Annotated in this window: 14 protein-coding genes and 1 pseudogene; 13 read left to right on the top strand and 2 right to left on the bottom strand. The window is 61.0% G+C overall.

From position 1 onward, the window contains the following. Positions 1–2: 2 nt before the first annotated feature. The 5 genes and pseudogenes from AO692_RS01910 to AO692_RS01890 form a co-directional block, all read left to right on the top strand. Complete coding sequence (locus AO692_RS01910) at positions 3–4,187, top strand: translocation/assembly module TamB domain-containing protein (RefSeq protein WP_082407182.1); 4,185 nt, start codon at positions 3–5, stop codon at positions 4,185–4,187. 290 nt (positions 4,188–4,477) lie between these two features. Further along, positions 4,478–6,133 (top strand): ABC transporter substrate-binding protein, encoded by a 1,656-nt coding sequence (locus tag AO692_RS01905; RefSeq protein ID WP_054308321.1) that lies wholly within the window; start codon positions 4,478–4,480, stop codon positions 6,131–6,133. A gap of 151 nt (positions 6,134–6,284) precedes the next feature. Further along, positions 6,285–7,319 (top strand): ABC transporter permease, encoded by a 1,035-nt coding sequence (locus AO692_RS01900; protein WP_054308320.1) that lies wholly within the window; start codon positions 6,285–6,287, stop codon positions 7,317–7,319. A gap of 12 nt (positions 7,320–7,331) precedes the next feature. Then, on the top strand, positions 7,332–8,489 hold the full coding sequence (locus tag AO692_RS01895) for an ABC transporter permease (protein WP_054308319.1): 1,158 nt from the start codon (positions 7,332–7,334) through the stop codon (positions 8,487–8,489). Between the two features lie 14 nt (positions 8,490–8,503). Next, positions 8,504–10,639 (top strand): annotated as a pseudogene (locus tag AO692_RS01890) (ABC transporter ATP-binding protein); the annotation flags it as partial. 704 nt (positions 10,640–11,343) lie between these two features. Here the strand turns inward: AO692_RS01890 and AO692_RS01885 are convergent. Continuing rightward, positions 11,344–11,934, bottom strand: a complete 591-nt coding sequence (locus tag AO692_RS01885) for a transglycosylase SLT domain-containing protein (protein WP_054308318.1) — start codon at positions 11,932–11,934, stop codon at positions 11,344–11,346. Between the two features lie 214 nt (positions 11,935–12,148). Between AO692_RS01885 and AO692_RS01880 the strand changes: the two genes are divergently transcribed. Beyond that, positions 12,149–13,687 carry a trimethylamine methyltransferase family protein gene (locus AO692_RS01880; protein WP_054308317.1) on the top strand — a complete coding sequence of 513 codons (1,539 nt, stop codon included), beginning with the start codon at positions 12,149–12,151 and terminating at the stop codon, positions 13,685–13,687. 90 nt (positions 13,688–13,777) lie between these two features. Further along, positions 13,778–16,219 carry an FAD-dependent oxidoreductase gene (locus tag AO692_RS01875; protein WP_054308316.1) on the top strand — a complete coding sequence of 814 codons (2,442 nt, stop codon included), beginning with the start codon at positions 13,778–13,780 and terminating at the stop codon, positions 16,217–16,219. A gap of 48 nt (positions 16,220–16,267) precedes the next feature. Here the strand turns inward: AO692_RS01875 and AO692_RS01870 are convergent, their stop codons facing one another. Continuing rightward, positions 16,268–17,044, bottom strand: a complete 777-nt coding sequence (locus AO692_RS01870) for a VOC family protein (RefSeq protein WP_054308315.1) — start codon at positions 17,042–17,044, stop codon at positions 16,268–16,270. A 261-nt stretch (positions 17,045–17,305) separates the two neighbouring features. On the opposite strand from AO692_RS01870, the gene AO692_RS01865 reads away from it, so the two are divergent. From AO692_RS01865 to AO692_RS01840, 6 genes are all read left to right on the top strand, one after another. After that, positions 17,306–18,661 carry an NAD(P)-dependent oxidoreductase gene (locus AO692_RS01865; RefSeq protein WP_054308314.1) on the top strand — a complete coding sequence of 452 codons (1,356 nt, stop codon included), beginning with the start codon at positions 17,306–17,308 and terminating at the stop codon, positions 18,659–18,661. A 68-nt stretch (positions 18,662–18,729) separates the two neighbouring features. Beyond that, positions 18,730–18,969, top strand: coding sequence for a hypothetical protein (locus AO692_RS01860; protein WP_152979667.1), 240 nt, complete (start codon positions 18,730–18,732; stop codon positions 18,967–18,969). Between the two features lie 6 nt (positions 18,970–18,975). Further along, positions 18,976–20,289, top strand: a complete 1,314-nt coding sequence (gene preA / locus AO692_RS01855; protein WP_054308312.1) for an NAD-dependent dihydropyrimidine dehydrogenase subunit PreA — start codon at positions 18,976–18,978, stop codon at positions 20,287–20,289. Between the two features lie 112 nt (positions 20,290–20,401). Beyond that, entirely contained in the window at positions 20,402–20,914 is a 513-nt protein-coding gene (locus tag AO692_RS01850; protein WP_054308311.1) for an Rrf2 family transcriptional regulator, read from the top strand. A gap of 27 nt (positions 20,915–20,941) precedes the next feature. Continuing rightward, entirely contained in the window at positions 20,942–21,400 is a 459-nt protein-coding gene (locus AO692_RS01845) for a carboxymuconolactone decarboxylase family protein (protein ID WP_054308310.1), read from the top strand. A gap of 65 nt (positions 21,401–21,465) precedes the next feature. After that, positions 21,466–21,852 carry a DoxX family protein gene (locus AO692_RS01840; RefSeq protein ID WP_054308452.1) on the top strand — a complete coding sequence of 129 codons (387 nt, stop codon included), beginning with the start codon at positions 21,466–21,468 and terminating at the stop codon, positions 21,850–21,852. Position 21,853 lies beyond the last annotated feature (1 nt).

Here is a 21,853-nt window from a genome sequence, read left to right as displayed (position 1 = left end):
GCATGGCGAAATTGTTCAAACGGGTATTGCGGATCTTGCTCTACGTGGCGGCGGTAGTCGTTGCGGCGGCGCTAGGCGCCTTGATCGTGTTCACCACGACCGAGCGCGGCCGTGACAATCTCGCCGGTCTGATCTCGTCGATGGCCTCGTCGCCGGAGAGCAAGGTGACGGTCGTCGGCATAGACGGCATCTGGTCGGGCGCGCTGAGGATCGATCACGTCGTGCTGGAGGACAGCAAAGGCCCATGGCTGGTGCTGCGTCAGGTGGCGGTGGACTGGTCGCCGCTTGCGCTGCTGACAAAGACATTCAGCGCGGACCGCGTCGCGGTCGGACGCATCGAAGCGGCGCGGCTTCCGGTGTCCGAAGGCGAGCCGAAGCGCGATACCGAAGGTGGTGGTGGCCTGCCGGTGTCGGTCGATATCAAGGCGATCGAACTGCCCGATATCGCGCTCGGCGAAGCGCTGGCCGGTGCAGGTGTCGCGCAATTGGCCGCCAAAGGGTCCCTCAAGGCCGATGCTTCGCCACTTGCGGTAGCGGCCAAGCTCAATGTCGCGCGCAACGATGGCAAGCAAGGTACTGTCGATGCGACCGTCGATTTCGCACCGGCCGACAACAAACTCGATCTCGACGTGAAGGCATCGGAACCTGCAGGCGGGATCCTCGCCAACCTGCTGCAGTTGCCAGGTGATCCGGCGGTCGACATCACACTTGCCGGAAAAGGTTCGCTGGCGGACTGGAATGGTGCCGGCAGCTTCAGCGTCGACGGCCAGGTGGTCACGCAACTGACCGGCCGCAATCAGCAGACTGAAAAGGGCAATCGCATCGAGGCGAAAGGCGACGGCGATTTTGCCCGCTTCCTGCCTGAACGATTCAAGCCGCTGCTCGCCGGCCAGACGGATTTTGCCTTCACCGGTACTGCCACCAACACGGGTGGCGTGGAGATCGAGCGGGCAGAGATCAACAGCAATGCCGTGCGTGGCACGGCCGCCGGCCACATCGATCCCAAGGGTGCCACAGACTTTTCGCTCCAGTTCAACTCGGTTGGGCCGACGCTGCCGTTGGCGCTCGGCAGCAAGGAAAGCCCGATCGACATCGAGATGAAATCCGCGTCGCTGCGTGCTTTCGGCGAGGGCAGTGCGCCGATGCTCGACATCGGTGCCTCGCTGGCCAAGGTCACGACGACCGTCACCAAGTTCGAGAATATCGACCTGACGATCCATTCCGACAATTTCGACGTTGCCAACCGGGTCGGGCCGATGACCGGTTCGCTGACCGTCGACAAGATCGGGCTGGACAATCCGACCATTGCTCCGCTGATTGCCGGCAAGATCAGGGCCGATGTCGCCGGCAGCCTGGCCAAGGAAACCATCAATGTCGACAAGGGCTCCATCCGCTCGGATACGCTGGTCGGCGATTTCAACGGCAAGATGGCCCTGGTGGACGGTTCGATTGAACTGAACGTCAAGGCGGATGCCGCTTCGTCGGCATTGCCCGCCGCGGCGCGGCCGGTGCTTGGCGAACGTGCCGTGCTGTCGGCGGCGATCCGGCGTGATGCCAAAGGCACTGTGACGGCCGATTCCATTGCACTGGAGTCCGGGGCCGTGTCCGCTAGCGGCAGCGCCAGCCTGCACGAAGGCCAGATCGTTGCCGAACTCAAGGGAGCGCTGGCCGATCTGTCGCTGCTTTCCAAGGAGGCCAAGGGCTCGATCGGCCTTTCGGTCACAGCGAAAGGTGTCATGGTCGCCCCCGATGTTTCGGTGTCGCTAAGCGGAGACAAGCTCGAGGTCGCGGGGCGTGAGATCAGCGGATTGAATCTTGCCGCGACCGGCAGGGCGGATGTTGCCAACCCTGCTGCCGACGTCACGCTGTCTGCCACGGTTGCCGGGCAACCACTCCAGGGCAAGGCGGTGCTCAAGACGGACAATGGCCAGCGCCGCATCGACGGGCTGAAGCTTGCATTGGGCAACAACGGCATTGCCGGCGATCTCGTCCTCGACGAAGCTTTCCTGCCGGAAGGAACGGTGACGATCGACTTGCCCGACATCGGGCCGCTGGCGGCGTTGGCGCTGGAAAAGGCGGAAGGCGATGTGCGTGGCACCGTCCGTTTCGCCAAGCGCGACGGCGTGCCTGAAGTGGCGCTGCAGGCCAAGGCCGGTATCAAGCGTGGTGATCTGGTCGCCAGGAACGTGGCAATCGATGCGCTGGTGGCCAACTACGCGGCAGCACCCGCGGTCTCCGGCACCGTCCGCGCGGATGCGGTCACTTCCGGCACGACGACTGTCACCGGCATCGCCATCGACCTGAAGCGTGATGGCGAATGGACCGGCTTTTCCGGCGGAGCTACCGTCAAGGATATCCCTGCCAAGGCAGCTGGGCGCGTGAAATCGACCGGCGGCGTGACCACGCTCGAACTGACCTCCGGCCAGGCGGTGATCCGCGGCCTCAAGGCGGTGATCCCCGAGCTTTCGACCATTACCGTCGCCAATGGCACGACGACGATCCGGAAGCTGGTGGTCGGTGTCGACAGCGGCCGCGCAACGATCACGGGCACTGCAGGCAAGGCTCTCGACATCGATGTAGCCTTGGCCAATCTACCGGTGGCCGCCGCCAATTCGTTCTCACCGGGGCTTGGCGCCGCCGGCACCGTGTCCGGTACGGCCAAGGTCACCGGCGCTGCTTCTGCGCCTTCGGTCACTTACAACATCAAGGCCAGTGGGCTGGGAGTTGCGGCAACGCGCGATGCCGGCATCGGCGCAATCAACATTGCATCCGGCGGCACCTTTGCGGCCAACAAACTTACCTTCAATGCCGATATCGGTGGTGGGGCCGGGTTGGCGCTGAAGGGTGGTGGTTCCGTGACCACCGCCGGTACGCCCAATCTATCGGTGGATATTGCCGGCAACGTGCCCTTCGAACTGCTGGCGCGCAAGCTTGCGGAACAGGGACTTTCCCTGACGGGTGGTGCAAATGTCTCGGTACAGGTGCGTGGTCCAGCCACCAAGCCGGTGATCGCCGGTTCGGTTCGCTCGTCCGGGGCACGCATCCTTGATGCCAACACCGGACTTGGCATCAAGGACATTACGCTCGACATCGGCATGGCCAACGGGATCGCGACGATCAACCGGCTTACCGGCACCCTCTCGACTCGCGGTACGCTGTCCGCGGGCGGCACGGTTGGCATCGATGCCGCGAAGGGCTTTCCTGCTGATCTGTCGATCAAGCTGGTCGACGGCCGCTACACCGACGGCCGCATCGTGACGGCGAATCTCGGTGGCGACCTCACCATCAAGGGGCCACTGGCGACGGCGCCGGTGGTCGCGGGAACGATCAATCTCGGCAAGGTCGTCGTCACCGTACCGGAGCGGTTGCCGACCTCGCTGTCGACCCTGAACATCAAGCGCAAGGACGCGCCGGCGGCGGTCAGGGCGCAGGACAAGGCGCTCCGTCCTTCCGGTGGCAGCAGTGGCGGTAGCAGCGGAAGCGGAGGCCTTACACTCGACGTCACCGTCAATGCGCCCAACCAGATCTTCGTGATGGGGCGCGGGCTCGATGCCGAACTCGGTGGCAATCTGCGCCTCGCCGGGCCCGCCTCCGCGCCGCAAGCGGTCGGCAAGTTCACGCTGCAGCGCGGGCGGCTGTCCATTCTTGGCAAGCGCCTGACCTTCACGGAAGGTACACTGACCTTCTCCGGTTCTCTGGTGCCGTATCTCAACATGGTGGCCGAATCGAGCGCCGGCGATGCTACAGTGACGATCACTGTCTCGGGGGAGGCGACCAATCCGAAGTTCTCGTTCTCCTCGGTGCCGGCGCTGCCGGAGGACGAGGTGCTGGCACGGCTGATCTTCGGCCGATCGATGTCCAATCTGTCGCCGCTGCAGATCGCTCAGCTTGCGGAAGCGGCAGCGCAGCTCAGCGGCGTCGGCGGCTCCACTTCACTTCTGGAGAAGCTGCGCGGCAAGCTGGGTGTCGACGATCTCGACGTCACCACCGACGATCAGGGCGGAACGGCTGTGTCGGCCGGCAAATACCTCAACGATCGCACCTATCTGAATATCCAGAAGGGTGAGAAGCCGGGTTCAGGCAAGGCGCGCATCGACTTCAATGTCGGCAAGGGCGTCAAGCTGCGCGGCGAAGCCTCGGATGATGGCGAGGCCAAGGGCGGTATCTTCTACGAAAAGGAATACTAGGCCGCCGCTCTTGGCGTGACGGGCCGGGTGGACCGACGATGCGGTGGAACTGGCGCTGCCACAGCATTGCCAATTGTATCATTACAGAAATGCACGCGGTTTGCTAAGAACCGGTGGGCGTTTGTTTTTTGCCCTCGATAGCAAATTTCCGCCAAGATTGTCGCTATTGCGCCAGTTGCTCCCATTTCAAAGTTGCACTCTCGCTGCGAGTTCTCACACTGATCGTTCTTTGACAACGGCGGTCAGGTGCGGAATGTTAAAAGGCGAAAAGCCAATAATGGGAGCTAGTCATGACAATTTATGAAAGCAATGGCGATCGCGTTCCGGATCATATCCTGGCGATGGCCGAAGAGGCCAAAGCCGGTGGCATCGACCGTCGCGAGTTCCTGGCGATGGCCAGCATCTTCGGTGCTTCAACAGCCATGGCGTACGGCCTGCTGGGCATAGCCGCGCCGACGCCCGCCCAGGCTCAGGAGACGCCGAAGAAGGGCGGTGTCCTGAAGGTGGCGATGAACATCAAGGATCCCAAGGATCCGCGCACCGCAGACTGGTCAGAAATCTCCAATGCCGAACGCCAGGCGCTGGAGCCGCTGGTGAAATACACCAAGGAATACACGTTCGAGCCGTATCTGCTTGAGAAGTGGGAAATCAACGACGATGCCACGGAGTATACGCTCCATGTGCGTCCGGGCGTCGAATGGAACAATGGCGACAAGTTCACGGCTGACGACGTAATCTACAATTTGACCCGCTGGGCCGACAAGGCCGCGGAAGGTAACTCGATGCCGGGCCGTCTCGGCAGTCTGGTCGACGAGAAGACCAAGAAACTGCGCGAAGGCTCGGTCGAGAAAGTCGACGACATGACGGTCAAGCTGAAGCTGACCACCCCGGACATCGCCATCATCGCCAACATGACCGACTATCCTGCACTCGTCGTGCACAAGACGTTCGACGAAAAGGGCGCCAACTTCAAGAATTGCCCGATCGGCACCGGCCCGTTCGAGCTCGTCTCCTACGACGTCGGCCAGAAGGTCGTCTACAAGCGCCGCGAAACCGGCAAATGGTGGGGTGGCGAGGCACTGCTCGATGGCGTCGAATTCATCGACTACGGCACCGACCCGGCTGCCACCGTTGCCGCTTTCGAATCGGGCGAGGTGCACACCAACCACGAGACGACTGCCGACTACATCAAGATCATCGCCGATGTCGGCGCGCCAGCCTCGGAAGTGGTGACGGCCGCCACCGTATGTTCCCGCTTCAACGTCAAGGCGAAGCCCTATGACGACCAGAAGGTGCGTCAGGCGATGTGCCTGGCCGTCGACAATGCGATCGTTTTGCAGCTCGGCTACGGCAATGCCGGCACGGTTGCCGAGAACCACCACGTTGCGCCGATCCATCCGGAATATGTGGAACTGCCCAAGATCAAGCGCGACATTGCCAAGGCCAAGCAGATGCTGCAGGACGCCGGCGCTCTCGACTTCGAGCATGAACTGATCAGCAACGACGAGGACTATCACAAGAACACCACCGACGCGATTGCAGCGCAGTTGCGCGAGGCTGGCATCAAGGTGAAGCGCACGGTCCTGCCGAGCTCGACCTTCTGGAACGACTGGACGAAATATCCATTCTCGGAAACCAACTGGAACATGCGCCCGCTGGGTATCCAGGTGATCGCCATTGCCTATCGCACCGGCGAAGCCTGGAACGAAACGGCCTATGCCAACCCGGATTTCGACAAGAAGGTGAATGAGGCGCTTTCGATCGCCGATGCCGAGAAGCGCAAGGGCGTGATGAAGGATATCGAGCAGACGCTGCAGGATTCTGGAATCATTATCCAGCCTTACTGGCGCAAGCTCTACATCAACATCAAGCCCGAGGTGAAGAACCACTCGATGCACCCCACCTACGAGCACGACTTCGGCAAGGTCTGGCTCGAGCAGGCTTGATTATACATTCGACGGGCACGGGAGACGTTTTTCTCCCGTGCCCGTGGCATCGCCGGCGCGGCGCCCCTTGTCGCGGCGGCCTTAAATCACAAAAGATTTTTGACACAGGGTTGATCGCTTCTGACCCCAACCCGGCCGGCAGGGGGACGCAATGCTCTCATTTATAGCCAGACGCATCGGCACGATTCTTTTGACCATGCTGTGCCTGACGCTGGTCGTTTTCTTTCTGGTGAATCTCGAACCGAATCTGAAGAAGCTGGCGATCAGCCAGACCGAGATGCACACGCCGCCAGAACAGTTGGAAAGCTGGTTGGTCAACCATGGCTACCGGCAGAATTTCTTTGTTCGTTATGGACATTGGCTGGGCGTCCTCAAGATGGAGCCAATGGTCGATCCTGCGACCGGCAAGCCTTCCCAGCGTTTCTCGTTCTGCAACGATCCGGTCGAGCCGGCTTACTCCGGCGTGCTGCAAGGCAATTTCGGCTGCTCGACCAAATTCAAGACCACGGTTGCCGCCAAACTGTTTCCAGCGCTGCGCGCAACAGGCATCCTGATGTTCTGGGTGCTGGTGGTGATGGTACCGGTGTCGCTGCTCATAGGCATCCTGGCCGGCATGCGAGAGGGCTCGCGCACGGACCGAATATTGTCAGTGGCGTCCATCGCGACAACAGCCACACCTGAATATGTCTCGGGCGTCATCTTTACCGTGATCTTCGCGTCCTGGCTCGGCTGGCTGAACGGTTCCGCAGCGTCAGCGGCGCAAGGCATCACTTTCTACAATTTCACGCTGCCGGTGATCACACTTGCGATCTACGGCATCGGCTACATCGCACGCATGACGCGGGCGTCGATGGTCGAGGTGATGACGCAGCAGTACATCCGCACCGCGCGCCTGAAAGGCCTGTCCTTCTCCAGCGTGGTCATGAAGCACGCACTGCGCAACGCACTGATCGCGCCATTCACCGTCATCATGCTGCAGTTTCCGTGGCTGCTGACCGGCGTCGTCATCGTCGAGACGATGTTCCGCTATCAGGGCTTCGGCTACACGCTGGTGGAGGCTGCCGGCAACAATGACATCGACCTTCTGCTTGGCTGCTCGCTGGTCTCGGTGTTCATCGTGCTGATCACCCAGCTGATCTCGGATGTCGGCTATGCATATCTCAATCCGCGCATCCGTGTGCAGTAGGGAGGGCGAGCGATGCAGATCGAATATATCGGTGCCTTCAACATCATCGTCGGCGTGCTTGTGCAGTTCTGGCCGGTATGGCTGGCGCAGGCCATCGTGCTGGGCGCCAGCTTCGCCTACAAGAAACGGCTTGGCCTCTATGGCCAACTCTTCGACAGCAGTGTCGGCATAGCTGGTGTCGTTATCTGCCTGTTCTGGCTGTTCACGGCGATCTTCGCCTCGACCGTCGCTCCTTTCGATCCACTCGCCCAGATTCCGGTGATGAAGGACGCGCTGCCCGGAGCCATCGAGCCTGCCTCCAAGGGCGTGTTCCTGTTCGGTGGCGACAAGCTCGCGCGCGATATCTTCTCGCGCATGGTCTATGGCAGCCAGATCGTGCTGATCATTGCACCTGCTGCTACCGGTTTCGCGCTGATGGTCGGCATCACCCTTGGCCTGCCGGCTGGTTACTACGGCGGCAAGATCGATACCGTGCTGTCGTTCCTGGCCAACCTGGTTTTGGCCTTCCCGGTGATCCTGCTGTTCTACCTGCTCGTCACGCCGGGCATCATGGACACGCCGATCCCCTATGGGATGGCGGGACTGTTCTTCCTGTTCCCGATCATCTTCTTCTGCACGCTGTTCTGGACACGTTACAAGAACCGACCTGATCGGCTCTACCTGCTGCTTGGGCTGACGCTGGTGCTCGGCGGCTGGATCTATATCGGCCTGGTATTCGATGCCGATCCACTCAGGATCGTGCACATCGACCCTAACCAGCTCAATATCTTCGTGGCGGTGGTGTTCGCGTCTTCGCCCGGTGTGTTCCGTATCGTTCGTGGCCTCACCATGGACATCAAGACGCGCGACTACGTGGCGGCAGCCCAGACGCGTGGCGAGACGCCCTGGTACATCATGCTGTGGGAAATCCTGCCCAACGCGCGCGGACCGCTGATCGTCGATGCATGCCTGCGTATCGGCTACACCACCATCCTGCTCGGTACGTTGGGTTACTTCGGTCTCGGTCTCGCGCCGGAAAGCCCGGACTGGGGAACCGCGATCAAGGACGCCAGCCGCCTGCTGCGCTCCTTCATCCACCCCGCATTGCCGCCGACGATCGCGCTGATGTCGTTCGTGCTGGGATTGAACCTGCTCGCCGACTCGCTGCGTGAACAATCAATGAAAGACTAGTGGAGGGCGACGCCATGAACGAAGCCGTAAAAGCCACGAACACAGCCAATGCCCAGCCGATCATCGAGATCGAGAATCTCTCGATTTCGTTCTTCACCCGCAAGGGGGAGATACCGGCGGTCATGGATTTTTCCTGCACGGTGATGCCGGGCGAAGCCATGGGCATCGTCGGCGAGAGCGGTTGCGGCAAGTCGACCGTGTCGCTCGGCATCATGCGCGACCTGTCCAATGTCGGCAGGATCGTCGGCGGGCGGATCAAGTTCCAGGGCAAGGACATGGGCGAGATGACCGAGGAGGAGCTTCGCTCCATCCGCGGCAACAAGATCGCCATGATCTATCAGGAGCCGATGGCCTCGCTGAACCCGGCCATGAAGATCGGCCAGCAATTGATGGAAGTGCCTCTCATCCACGACAAGGTGTCGAAGGACGAGGCCTACCAGCGTTCGCTTGAGATGGTGCGCGCAGTCAAGCTGCCAGATCCGGAGCGCATGATGCGCTCCTATCCGCATCAGCTTTCCGGCGGCCAGCAGCAGCGCATCGTCATTGCCATGGCGCTTTTGTCGAAGCCGGCGCTGCTTTTGCTCGACGAACCGACCACCGCGCTCGACGTGACGGTGGAAGCCGGCATCGTCGAACTGGTGAAGGGACTCGGCCAGCGGTTCGGCACGTCAATGATCTTCGTGTCGCACAATCTCGGATTGATCCTGGAAACCTGCGACAAGATCACGGTGATGTATTCGGGCGAGGCGGTTGAAACAGGCAAGATCGAGGACGTGTTCGACCGCATGCGGCATCCCTATACACAAGGGTTGTTCCGTTCGATCCCGTTGCCCGGTGCCGACAAGAATGAACGGCCCCTCATCGCCATTCCCGGCCAATTGCCGCTGCCGCACGAGCGTCCGAAGGGCTGCAATTTCGGACCGCGCTGCCACCACTTCGTCGAAGGCGTGTGCAACGCCGCGGAAATCCCGATGATCGATGTCGAAGGCCACGAAGGGCATTTCTCGCGTTGCGTGCGCTTCAACGAGATCGACTGGACTGCACTGCCACCAGGCGCCAAGAAAGCCGCGGAACCGGTCAAGCCCGGCGCACCCGTGCTCAAGATCGACGATTTGAAGAAATACTATCATGTCGGCGCCGGCGGTGTGTTCGGCGGCGGCGAGGGCCGCACGGTCAAGGCCAACGAGACGATCAGCTTCGAAGCGCGCGAAAGCGAGACCGTCGCCATCGTCGGCGAAAGCGGCTGCGGAAAGTCGACGCTGGCCAAGGTCTTGCTCGGATTGGAGACCGCAAGCTCTGGCAAGGTGACGCTCGGCAACAGCGAAATCCAGTCCACCGGCATCGAGAAGCGTAATGTCGACACGGTTTCCGCCATCCAGATGGTGTTCCAGAATCCGTTCGACACGCTGAATCCCAGCCACACGGTTGGCTCCCAGATCATCCGGACACTGGAGAAGTTCAAGGTCGGCAAGACGGTTGCCGATCGCAAGCAGCGCATGCTGGAACTGCTCGACCTCGTGAAGCTGCCGAGGGCCTTTGCCGAGCGCAAGCCGCGGCAGCTCTCCGGCGGACAGAAACAGCGCATCGGCGTGGCGCGAGCCTTTGCCGGTTCGGCCAAGGTGGTCGTGGCGGACGAACCTGTTTCAGCGCTCGACGTTTCGGTGCAGGCGGCCGTCACCGAGCTGCTGATGGATATCCAGCGCAAGAACAAGACGACGATGCTGTTCATCAGCCACGATCTGTCGGTGGTGCGCTATATCGCCGACCGCGTCGTCGTCATGTATCTCGGCCATATCGTGGAGCAGGGCACCACCGACCAGATATTCTCGCCGCCCTATCACCCCTATACGGAAGCGCTGTTGTCGGCGATCCCGATCGCCGACACCTCGGTGGTGAAGAAGCACATCGTGCTGGAAGGCGACATTCCCTCGGCCATGAACCCGCCGACGGGATGCCCGTTCCAGACACGCTGCCGCTACAAGCATCTTGTTCCCGATGGCCGCTGCGAGAAGGAAGTGCCGCCGCTGAAGGACCTTGGCGATGGCCACAGGTCGCTGTGCTGGCTCTCCGATGAGGTTCTGGCAACCATGGAACCGGTGATCCGCTTCGACAAGGAGCATGCGGCGCTCGAAGGCGTTCCAGACGATGCGGCAGCGGTGATCGACGCAGATCAGGCCTCCGCAACTGGTGCGGGCAAGCGAGTGCGCAAGACCGCCGCTGCCAGCAAGCCCGTCAAGACGGCGAAGAAGACCCAAGCGGTTGAACCCCCAGTGGAAGCGGTTGCTGCAAAAAAAACGGTGACCGGGAAAGCCTCCTCCAAGGCTGCGGCTGAAGCATCGAAAAAAGCCGGTTCAGCAAAGAGCGCCAAGGCGAAGACCGCGGCCGTCAAAGCGGCGAAAACCCCAAGAAGCAAGAATGTTGCTTCGGTGCCCGTCGAACCGCCGAAGCCGATCGATCCCGCCGATGTCGGTCGGCCAGCCGGCATAGCGCGACCTGCCGAGCCGGACGATCTCAAGCTGATCGTCGGCATTGGACCGCAGATCGAGATCGCTCTCAATGACTTCGGTGTCTATCGCTTCGCTCAGATCGCCGGCTGGTCCGATACCGAGCGTGAGTGGATCGACAAGCGCCTAATGCTACTGGGACGTTCCGAACGCGATGATTGGGTGAAGCAGGCCCAGGCCTTGGCCGACGGCGGCGAAGAAGAATATGTGCGGGTGTTCGGCAGAAAGCCCAGATAATTGCTTGCATTAGAGCGTTTCCGTTTTGCGGAAACGCTCTGACTCTTTGTTTTTACGCAATTCTAGGAGCCGTTACACGCTTCTCCTGGAATTGCTCTTGCGGACCACCTGGCTTAGCGACAGCTTTGCAGTTGGCCGCGGTAGCGGTCTGCCATGGCCGCGGTGTCGCGCGCATAGCGCTGAATGCCGCTGTTGCCGCGCCAGTCGCCGCGCTTGTAGCCGCCCCAGCCGAGATAATAGGCGAGGTAAAGATTGTAGGTGTCGTCGCGCGCCACGCCGTAGGTATCGACTGTCTTGGCGTGATACCAGCCGACGAAATCGACGGCATCGGCAAAACTGGTCCGGCTCGCGGTGAAGTTGCCGCTTTCGCGCCGGTACTGGCTCCAGGTGCCGTCGAGGGCCTGGGAATAGCCGTAGGCGCTCGAGACCCGAGTCCACGGAATGAAGCCTAGCAGCTTGGTGCGCGGCGGGCGGGCGTTGCTCTTGAAGCCGGATTCCTTGCGCACCGTCGCCATCAGCACATGCATCGGAATGCCGTATTTCCGTTGGGTGCGCTCAGCCGCGGAGCGCCAGTCATTGAACCAGCCATCGCGCTGGTCGAAGACGGCGCACACATCGTTGATGCGGTTTGGCGCCGTCGCGCAGGCCCCTAGCACCAGCACGACACCGATCGCTAAAACTCGACTAAAACTGTACGCACGCATGGCGAGAGCATTAGTCGTAAATCATAAAAGGAGTCTTGCGGTACTTCTTAACCTGTTTGGCGGACGCAAGGTAAAGCGTGGACTGTTATTTTTTCGACTAGACGTGTCGTTTTTATTTTATTTAAAATGCATTGGTGACGCTGAAGATAAAATCTCGTCCGGAAATGACGTATTCCTGATAGTGAGATGAGTCGAACGGCGCTCTGATGCCGTCATGACCGCACTTCGCGCCAGACGCAGCGCCGGACGCGTCCATTCCAAAGCCGGGGCACCGATCCCGCAACTGCCGCCGCGTCGGGTGGAAAATCCCTATCCACCGATGGCGCTGCTTTCCGCCGATCAGGTCGAAGCGATCCATCAGGCATCGCTGCATATCCTGGAAAACCTTGGCATCGAGCTGATGAATCGCCGTGCGCTCGTGTTGTTGGAAAGCGCTGGCGCGGATGTCGATCACGATACCATGACGGTGCGCTTTGATCGGGGGCTGGTCGCCGAAGCGCTCAAGACGGCACCTTCGTCCTATACGCTGGCGTCGCGCAACCCAGCCCGGCAGCTGACGTTCGGCGGCAACATCATCAACTTCACGCTGGTCGCCGGGCCTCCCAATGTGCACGATTTCGAACGCGGTCGGCGCGCCGGAAATCTCAATGATTATCGTGAGCTGGTCAGCCTCGCGCAGCACTTCAACTGCATTCACATGCTGGGCAACCAGGTCTGCGCGCCGATCGAATTGCCGGCCAACACGCGCCATCTCGATACCTATTTGGCCAATCTCACGCTGACCGACAAACCTTTCCATGTTTCGGCTATTGGTGGGGGCAGGGCGCGGGACGGCATCACGATGGCGGCGATCGCACGCGGGCTTTCACTGGATGAGATCACCGCCGACCCCGGCGTGGGCACCGTCATCTCGGTCAATTCACCGCGGCGCTTCGACGAGATGATGGCGGAAGGATTGATGACGATGGCCGAGTTCGGCCAATCCGTCTGCGTAACCCCCTTCACCCTGATGGGCGCGATGAGCCCTGTGACGTTGGCCGGAGCTCTTGCACAGCAGAACGCCGAGGCCTTGTTTGGGATAACGCTCGCGCAACTGGTGCGGCCGGGCTGTCCGGTCGTGTACGGCGCATTCACCTCCAATGTCGACATGCGCTCTGGCGCGCCGGCCTTCGGCACACCGGAAAACACCAAGGCCAACATCGCTTCGGGGCAGTTGGCGCGGCGATACAATCTGCCCTATCGCACCACGCCGGGCTCGGCCTCCAATGCAGCGGATGCACAAGGGGCCTATGAGACGCTGATGGCACTGTGGGGTGCCGTGCTTGGCCACGGCAACCTCGTCTACCATGCGGCGGGCTGGCAGGAGGGCGGGCTGACCGCCTCATACGAGAAGTTCATCATCGACGTCGAGATGATCCAACACATGATGGAATTCCTGCGTCCTATCGCTGTCGATGACGGCGAACTGGCGCTGGACGCGCTGGCAGGCGTGCCAACCGGTGGGCATTTCTTCGGCGAACCGCACACGCTGAAACGCTATGCCACTGCCTTCTACCAGCCGCCGCTGTCCAATTGGCAAAACTACGAGGCCTGGACCGAAGCCGGCGCTCTCGATGCAACGCAACGCGCAACCAGGCTGTGGAAGAAGGCGCTGACGGAATATGTACAGCCTCCGATGGACGCAGCCCGACGCGAAGCGCTGGAAGCCTATGTGGCGAAGCGCAAGGAAGGGATCGGAGCCGGGGAGCCGTGATGGTCCAGTGCCGGCTTGTGAAATTGAATCAACGGCCTCTTGCCGAGAATCTCAAAGCTCGTCCAACCTATTGAATTATCAGGAAGAACAATGAAGTCGCATGCAAGGGTCGTGGTCATCGGGGGCGGCGTGGTTGGCTGCTCGGTGCTGTTTCATCTCGCGCGCGCCGGTTGGACCGATGTCGTGCTTCTTGAACGCGACGAGCTCACATCCGGCTCTACCTGGCATGCGGCTGGCGGCATGCACACGATCAATGGCGATCCGAACGTTGCCAAGCTGCAGAAATACACGATCAGTCTCTACAAGGAGATCGAGGAGCTGTCCGGGCAGGCGACCGGCGTGCATCTGACCGGCGGCGTTTTCCTCGCTGCCACCGAGGCACGCATGGATTGGCTGCGCAACATGGTGGCGAAGGGGCGTTATCTCGGCATCGAGCTTGAGGAAATCTCGCCTCGGGAAGCGGCTGAATTGATGCCGCTGATTGATCCCGGTCAGTTCGTCGGCGCCATCCATAACAAGGAGGATGGTCACCTGGATCCTTCCGGCGTCACCCATGCTTATGCCAAAGCGGCGCGCAAGCTCGGGGCGGAGATCGAACGTTTCACCAAGGTCGAGGACATCGTGCGTCAGCCGGACGGCATGTGGCGCATCATCACCAACAAGGGCGAGGTGGTGGCCGAGCATGTCGTCAATGCCGGTGGCCTGTGGGCGCGTGAAGTCGGCCGGATGGTCGGGCTGGAACTGCCCGTGCTCGCCATGGAGCACATGTATCTCATCACCGAGGACATGCCCGAAGTCGCAGCCTGGAACAAGAGAACCGGCACCGAGATCATGCATGCGGTCGACTTCGACGGTGAACTCTACCTGCGCCAGGAGCGCGGCGGCATGTTGATGGGCACCTACGAGAAGGCCGGCAAACCGTGGTCGGAACGGGCAACGCCGTGGGATTTCGGCCATGAACTGCTGGAGCCGGACATAGACCGTATCGCGCCGTCGCTGGAGGTCGGCTTCAGGCATTTCCCGGCCTTCCAACACACGGGCATCAAGCAGATCATCAACGGCCCCTTCACCTTCGCGCCGGACGGCAATCCGCTCGTCGGTCCGGTGCGTGGGCTGCCGGGCTTCTGGGTCGCCTGTGGCGTCATGGCAGGGTTCAGCCAGGGCGGCGGCGTCGGCCTGGCACTGTCGAACTGGATGATGCATGGCGATCCCGGCGCCGACATCTTTGCCATGGATGTCGCGCGCTACGGCGACTGGGCTTCGATGGCCTATACCAATGCCAAAGTGCGCGAGAACTATTCGCGCCGTTTCTCCATTCGCTTTCCCAATGAGGAACTGCCGGCAGGGCGCCGGCTGAAGACGACACCGATCTACGATCAGCTCGCGGCGCGTGGCGCCCAGTTTGGTTCCGCCTATGGGCTGGAAGTGCCGCTCTGGTATGCGCCGGAGGGCGTGCGCGACGAATTCTCGTGGCGGCGTTCGACGGACTTCGAGCATGTCGCGGCGGAAGTGAAGACGGCACGCCAACGCGTCGGTGTGTCAGAGATTTCCTCCTTTGCCAAATACCGGGTAGCCGGCGTTGGAGCCGAGTCATGGCTCGATGGGCTGCTCGCGTGCAAATTGCCTGCGGCAGGTCGCATGACCCTTGCTCCGATGCTGAAGGAAGATGGTAAGCTGATCGGCGATTTTTCGCTCGCCAATCTCGGCCTGGGCCGGGACGGTGACGCGGAATGGTTCATTGCCGGTTCGGGCGTGGCCGAGCAATATCATATGCGCTGGTTCGAGCGTCATCTGCCCGCCGACGGTTCGGTGAAGATAGAGCCTCTTGGGCTGAGCCGTGTCGGGCTGTCGATTGCCGGGCCTCACGCGCGGGAGGTCCTGGCCAAGGTCACCCATGCCGATGTGTCGGCTACAGCCCTCAAATTCATGGACATCAGGCCGCTTGATATCGGCATGGCGCCGTGTCTTGTCGGTCGCGTCAGTTACACCGGCGATCTCGGCTACGAGATCTGGATGGCGCCGGAATATCAGCGGCATGTCTTCGAAACCCTGATGGCGGCCGGCGAGGCGTTCGGGATCGGCCTGTTCGGTTCGCGAGCCCTCAATGCGCTGCGGCTGGAAAAGAATTACGGCTCGTGGGCGCGCGAATACCGGCCGATCTATGGGCCGCTGGAAGCTGGACTTGATCGCTTCGTCGCCTATTCGAAACCCGCTGATTTCATCGGCAAGAAAGCGGCTGTCGCCGAGCGCGCGTCCGGCGGCAAGTTGAGGCTGCGCAGTTTTGTTGTCGATGCCGTAGATGCCGACGTGATCGGCGACGAGCCGATATGGCATGGTGGTGCCGTGCGTGGATGGGTGACTTCCGGCGGCTACGCCCACTATTCCGGTGTGTCGGTGGCGATGGGCTACGTGCCGAAAGAGATTGCGGACGAAAGCGACGGCTTCGAGATCGAGTATCTCGGCCGTCGCCATGCTGCCCGCATGCAGCCCGTGCCGCTGTTCGATGGCAATCAGGAGAGATTGCGCGGGTAGATGCTGTCTGCCAGGAAGAGGCGCGACGCCTCTTCCTGTGGTTACCGCTCAGCGCGTCGGCGCCAGGAGCGCGAAATAGGCGCTCTGCGGGTCGGTGCATTGCACGATCCATTGGCCGTTGGGCACTTCCATCGGTCCCATGACGACCTTGCCGCCGTTGTCGGTCACGCGCTTGGCGGCGGCGTCGATGTTGGTGACGTTGAAGTAGAACAGCCAGACGGGAACCGGAATCTGTTCCGGTTTGTTCATCATGCCGCCGTTGACCACGCCGTCGATGACAAAGGGCTGGTAGATGCCCATAGGGCCCATGTCGAAGGGCTCGTCCTTCACCCAGCCGAACTGACCGGAATAAAAGTCGAAGGCTTGCTGCCAGTCGGTCGTGTAAAGTTCATGCCAGCCGACATGACCCGGGGTGTTCAGCGGGACCGGTGGCTGGTCGGGACCGTTCGGCTCAAGGAACATGAAAGCCGCACCTTGCGGGTCGGCGACCACGGCGAAACGGCCAACGCCCGGAATATCGTCGACTGGCCGATGCACGGTGCCGCCGGCCTTCTGCAATGCATCCACCGAAGCATCGATATCCTTGGTTGGGAAATAGCCCATCCACGCCGTCGGAACGCCCATCTTGGCGGCCTCTTCCGGTAGCGTCATCAAACCACCGACGCCGCGATCGCCTGCGTTGACGACAACGTAGCGTGGCGATCCGGGCGCCTTGTCGAACGGTTCCGCGCGCCAGCCGACCACAGCGGTATAGAAAGCCTCCGCAGCATCAAGGTCGGTCGTCATCAGCTCATACCAGAAGAAGGATTTCGCAGGACTAGGCATGTCACTCTCCCTTGTTTCGCGGCTATTCACGCCGGTGATTGGACCATGATTTGCTGCCGGCAATTATAAGACGATGACACGGGCGTTATTTCGACAGCGGCCGGTAAATTTCTGCAGTGCAGCAAAGGTCTCGGCTAAATCATGACAATAAAAGTCATGTTATTTTCGAGGTTTTTCAGGCGCTTAACTCGAAAATTGACCAATTGATAAAAAAACAAAACGTGCTAGCCTTCCTCAAAACCACAATAATGGGGAACAGGAATGACGACAGGTCATTTCAAGGAAGGCATAGCCGGCGGCCGGCTGTCGTCCGAAGCCTATGCAGACAATTTTTCTGATTTGCATCCGCCACTCGACCATCACGAGGCACTGGTCGAATCCGATCGCTGCTATTTTTGCTACGACGCGCCCTGCATGCAGGCCTGCCCGACGTCCATCGACATTCCGATGTTCATCCGGCAGATCGCAACCGGCAATGCGCTTGGTTCGGCCAAGACCATCTTCGACCAGAATATCCTTGGCGGCATGTGTGCCCGCGTCTGCCCGACCGAGACACTATGCGAGGAAGTCTGCGTACGCGAAACCGCCGAGGGCAAACCGGTGCAGATCGGTCGTTTGCAACGTTACGCCACGGATGTGGCGATGGGCGAGGGCAAGCAGTTCTACAGCCGCGCCAAGTCGACAGGCAAGAAAGTCGCCGTCGTTGGAGCCGGGCCTGCCGGGCTTGCGGCAGCGCATCGGCTCGCTCGTCATGGCCATGACGTGACCGTGCTCGAGGCCAGGCCAAAATCGGGTGGTCTCAATGAATACGGCATCGCCGCATATAAAAGCGTCGACAATTTCGCCCAGGCCGAAGTCGACTACGTGACGGCGATCGGCGGTATCGCCATCGAGAATGGCAAGGCTCTGGGCCGTGACTATCAGCTTTCCGAGCTGACCAAGAAATACGATGCCGTGTTCCTCGGCATGGGATTGGGTGGCGTCAATGCGCTGCGAGCCGAAGGCGAGGATCAGGACGGCGTTGCCAACGCGGTCGACTTCATCGCCGAATTGCGGCAGGCGAGCGACCTCGGCAGCCTGCCGGTCGGCCGCCGCGTCGTGGTCATCGGCGGCGGCATGACGGCGGTGGACGCCGCGGTGCAGTCGAAGCTGCTCGGCGCGGAAGAGGTGACGATCTGCTATCGCCGCGGCAAGGAGCACATGAACGCCTCAGAGTTCGAGCAGGACCTTGCGGCCGCCAACGGCGTCACCATCCGCCATTGGCTGCAGCCGAAAAAGGTCATCGCCGATGGTGGCAAGGCGATCGCCATCGAGCTCGAATACACCGCGATGAAGGGCGACAAGCTTGTCGGCACCGGCGAAACGCTGAGGCTCGCAGCCGATCAGGTGTTCAAGGCGATCGGCCAGTCCTTCGTGCCCGCTGCGCTGAATGGCAGCGGTCAGGCGATCGCGCTGGAGAACGGCCGTATCAAGGTCGATGGCGAGGGCCGAACCTCGCTGGCCAAGGTCTGGGCGGGTGGCGACTGTGTTGTCGACAGTCGCGAGGACCTTACCGTCTCGGCCGTAGCCGCGGGGCGCGACGCTGCCGAAAGCATCCATCGGACGCTGATGGGCTGACGATGAACCGGCTGTTCTCCCGCAAGGCGAATTCCTTGGATCTATGGGGAGACGGCGATGAGGTCGAGATGATCGAGGCCATCGAAAGGGCCTATGCGATCAGCTTCGAGAAAGCGGAGGCGGAGCAGCTCGTTACAATGGGACAGCTGTTTGATCTGGTGAAATCGAAGATCGGCGAACAAAGCGCCAAGACGACTACGGACGATGCGCTTTGGGCCGGACTCGTCAAGCATGCCCACGATGCCGGCGCCGATCCGCGCCGCGTGGTCGATCGCAACACAACATTCTTTTCCCGAAACGCGGAGTAAGAAGCCATGGCGGACATCCGCAACAATTTTATCGGCATCAAGTCACCCAATCCGTTCTGGCTGGCGTCCGCGCCACCGACCGACAAGGCCTACAATGTCGAGCGAGCCTTCAAGGCAGGCTGGGGCGGTGTGGTGTGGAAGACATTGGGCGAGGAAGGCCCGCCGGTGGTCAATGTCAACGGGCCGCGTTACGGCGCGATCTGGGGTGCTGACCGCCGGCTGCTTGGCCTGAACAATATCGAGCTGATCACCGACCGCGACCTGCAGACCAACCTGCGCGAGATGAAGCAGGTGAAGAAGAACTGGCCGGATCGCGCGCTGATCGCCTCGATCATGGTTCCATGTGAGGAACAGAGCTGGAAGGCGATCCTTCCGCTGGTGGAAGAAACCGGCGCGGACGGCATCGAGCTCAATTTCGGCTGCCCGCACGGTATGAGCGAGCGCGGCATGGGGGCGGCTGTCGGCCAGGTGCCGGAATACATCGAGATGGTGGTGCGCTGGTGCAAGCAGTACACGCGCATGCCGGTGATTACCAAGCTGACGCCCAATATCACCGACATCCGCAAGCCGGCGCGTGCTGCCAAATCCGGTGGCACCGATGCGGTGTCGCTGATCAACACCATCAATTCGATCACCTCGGTCAACCTCGATAGTTTTTCACCGGAGCCTTCGATCGACGGCAAGGGTAGCCATGGCGGCTATTGCGGCCCGGCGGTGAAGCCGATCGCGCTCAACATGGTGGCCGAGATCGCCCGTGATCCGGAAACGCACGGCCTGCCAATCTCCGGCATCGGCGGCATCACCACCTGGCGCGACGCCGCCGAATTCCTGGCCTTGGGCGCTGGCAACGTGCAGGTGTGCACGGCGGCTATGACTTACGGCTTCAAAATCGTGCAGGAAATGATCGCCGGCCTGGAAAACTGGATGGACGAGAAGGGCCACCGTTCGCTCGACGACGTCATCGGGCGCGCGACACCCAATGTGAGCGACTGGCAGTATCTCAACCTCAACTACATCGCCAAGGCACATATCGACCAGGATGCCTGCATCAAATGCGGCCGCTGCCACATCGCCTGCGAAGACACTTCGCATCAGGCGATCACTTCGATGGTCGAAGGCGTTCGCCATTTCGAGGTGATGGAAGACGAGTGCGTCGGCTGCAACCTGTGCGTCAATGTCTGCCCGGTTGATGGTTGCATCACCATGGTGCCGCTGGCCGCCGGCACGCTCGACCAGCGCACCGGCAAGACGGTTGAGCCGGTTTACGCGAACTGGACGACGCACCCCAACAATCCGATGGCCAAGGTTGCTGCCGAATAGTTCTGACGGACAACGAAAAAAGCGGTGCAGTGGCGCATCGCTTTTTTTGCCTTCTTATTGACGATAATAAATATCCACGATAAAAAATATCCATTATTAAGGGAAGGCAACCATGAAGCTGAGCGAAGGCGTCGAAGCGGCAATCCATTCCGCAGCCATGCTCGCTGCGCTGGAGGGTGACGCGACCATGCCTGCCTCGGCGCTGGCAGAAGCGTTTGGCCTGTCCTCCAGCTATCTGTTGAAGCATCTGCAGGCGTTGACGGCCGCCCGTATCCTTGAGTCCGTACCCGGTCCGACCGGCGGATATCGGTTGGCACGTGTGCCGGAGAAGATCTCGCTGCTCGACATCGTGCTGGCTGTCGAAGGCCCGCGTCCAGCGTTTCGTTGCGGCGAGATCCGCCGCAACGGTCCTGCCAGGATCGACGCCTCAGCCTATGTGCAGCCTTGTGGCATCAATGCCGCCATGCTGCGTGCCGAGCGTGCCTACCGCACGGCACTCGCTGCCGAGAAGCTGTCCGACATCATTACTGAATTCATGGCTGACGCCGACCCGCGCGTCGTTCAGGCCAGTTGCGCGTTTGCCGCGCACCACGCGCGGCCACAGAAATCCGCTTCCAAACAGTAAAACGGTAAATCCAGGAAAGGACCGACCATGCAACCCAGGTTAGATTTCTTCGCCGAGTCGCCGCAGTTGATGAAGTACGTCGTCAGCTTGAACAGGGCGGTGGAGGAAAGCGGGCTCGACAAAGGGCTTCTGCACCTCATCAAGCTGCGTGCTTCGCAGATCAACGGCTGCTCGTATTGCGTGGAAATGCACAGCCGCGAGGCTCGCGAGGATGGCGAGAGTGAACAGCGTCTCTACCTTGTTGCCGCCTGGAAGGAATCGCCGCTGTTCACCGAACGCGAGCGCATGGCGTTCAAATGGGTGGAGACGGTGACCAGGATCGCCGCTGCCGGCGTGCCGGATGAGCTCTACCAGGAAGGACTCCAGCATTTCTCGAAGGAGGAGTTGGTGAAGCTGACCGTCGCGGTTGCCATGATCAACACCTGGAACCGGTTGTGCGTGACGTTCCACGCCGTTCATCCAATGCCGACCGCCAAGGCCGCATAATATCAAAATCGTAGATTGAGCAGGGTGCGTTGGTCGCGCCCTGTTTTCTTTTGGGGATCAAGATGATGCTTGTCGATTTTCATAAAGAGATTCTGTTTGTCGGTCGACTTTTGCTGGGCGGTGCCTTCATTTTCGCAGGGCTGCGCAATATCCAGAACCGGACATTTGCGGCGCAGCTGATGAGCGGGCGCGGCGTGCCGCAAGCGGCGCTAGTGCTTTGGGCCGGCATCGTCGTACAGGCCATTGCCGGGGTGCTGCTGATCGCGGGTGTCTGCACCGCAGCTTCAGCGGCGCTGCTGCTTCTGTTCCTGATCGTGGCGACGCCGATGTTCCACAATTTCTGGGATTACCAGCAGGGCCCGGACCGCGTTGCGAAGATCAACGGCTTCGTCGGCAATGTCGCGCTGGCCGGCGCCATCCTGACGCTGATTGCGAATTCGCTGCAGGCTTGAC

This window comes from Mesorhizobium sp. 1M-11, assembly GCF_001303895.1.
Classification (GTDB): Bacteria; Pseudomonadota; Alphaproteobacteria; order Rhizobiales; family Rhizobiaceae; genus Mesorhizobium.
This window is presented reverse-complemented; position numbering and strand designations above follow the sequence as displayed.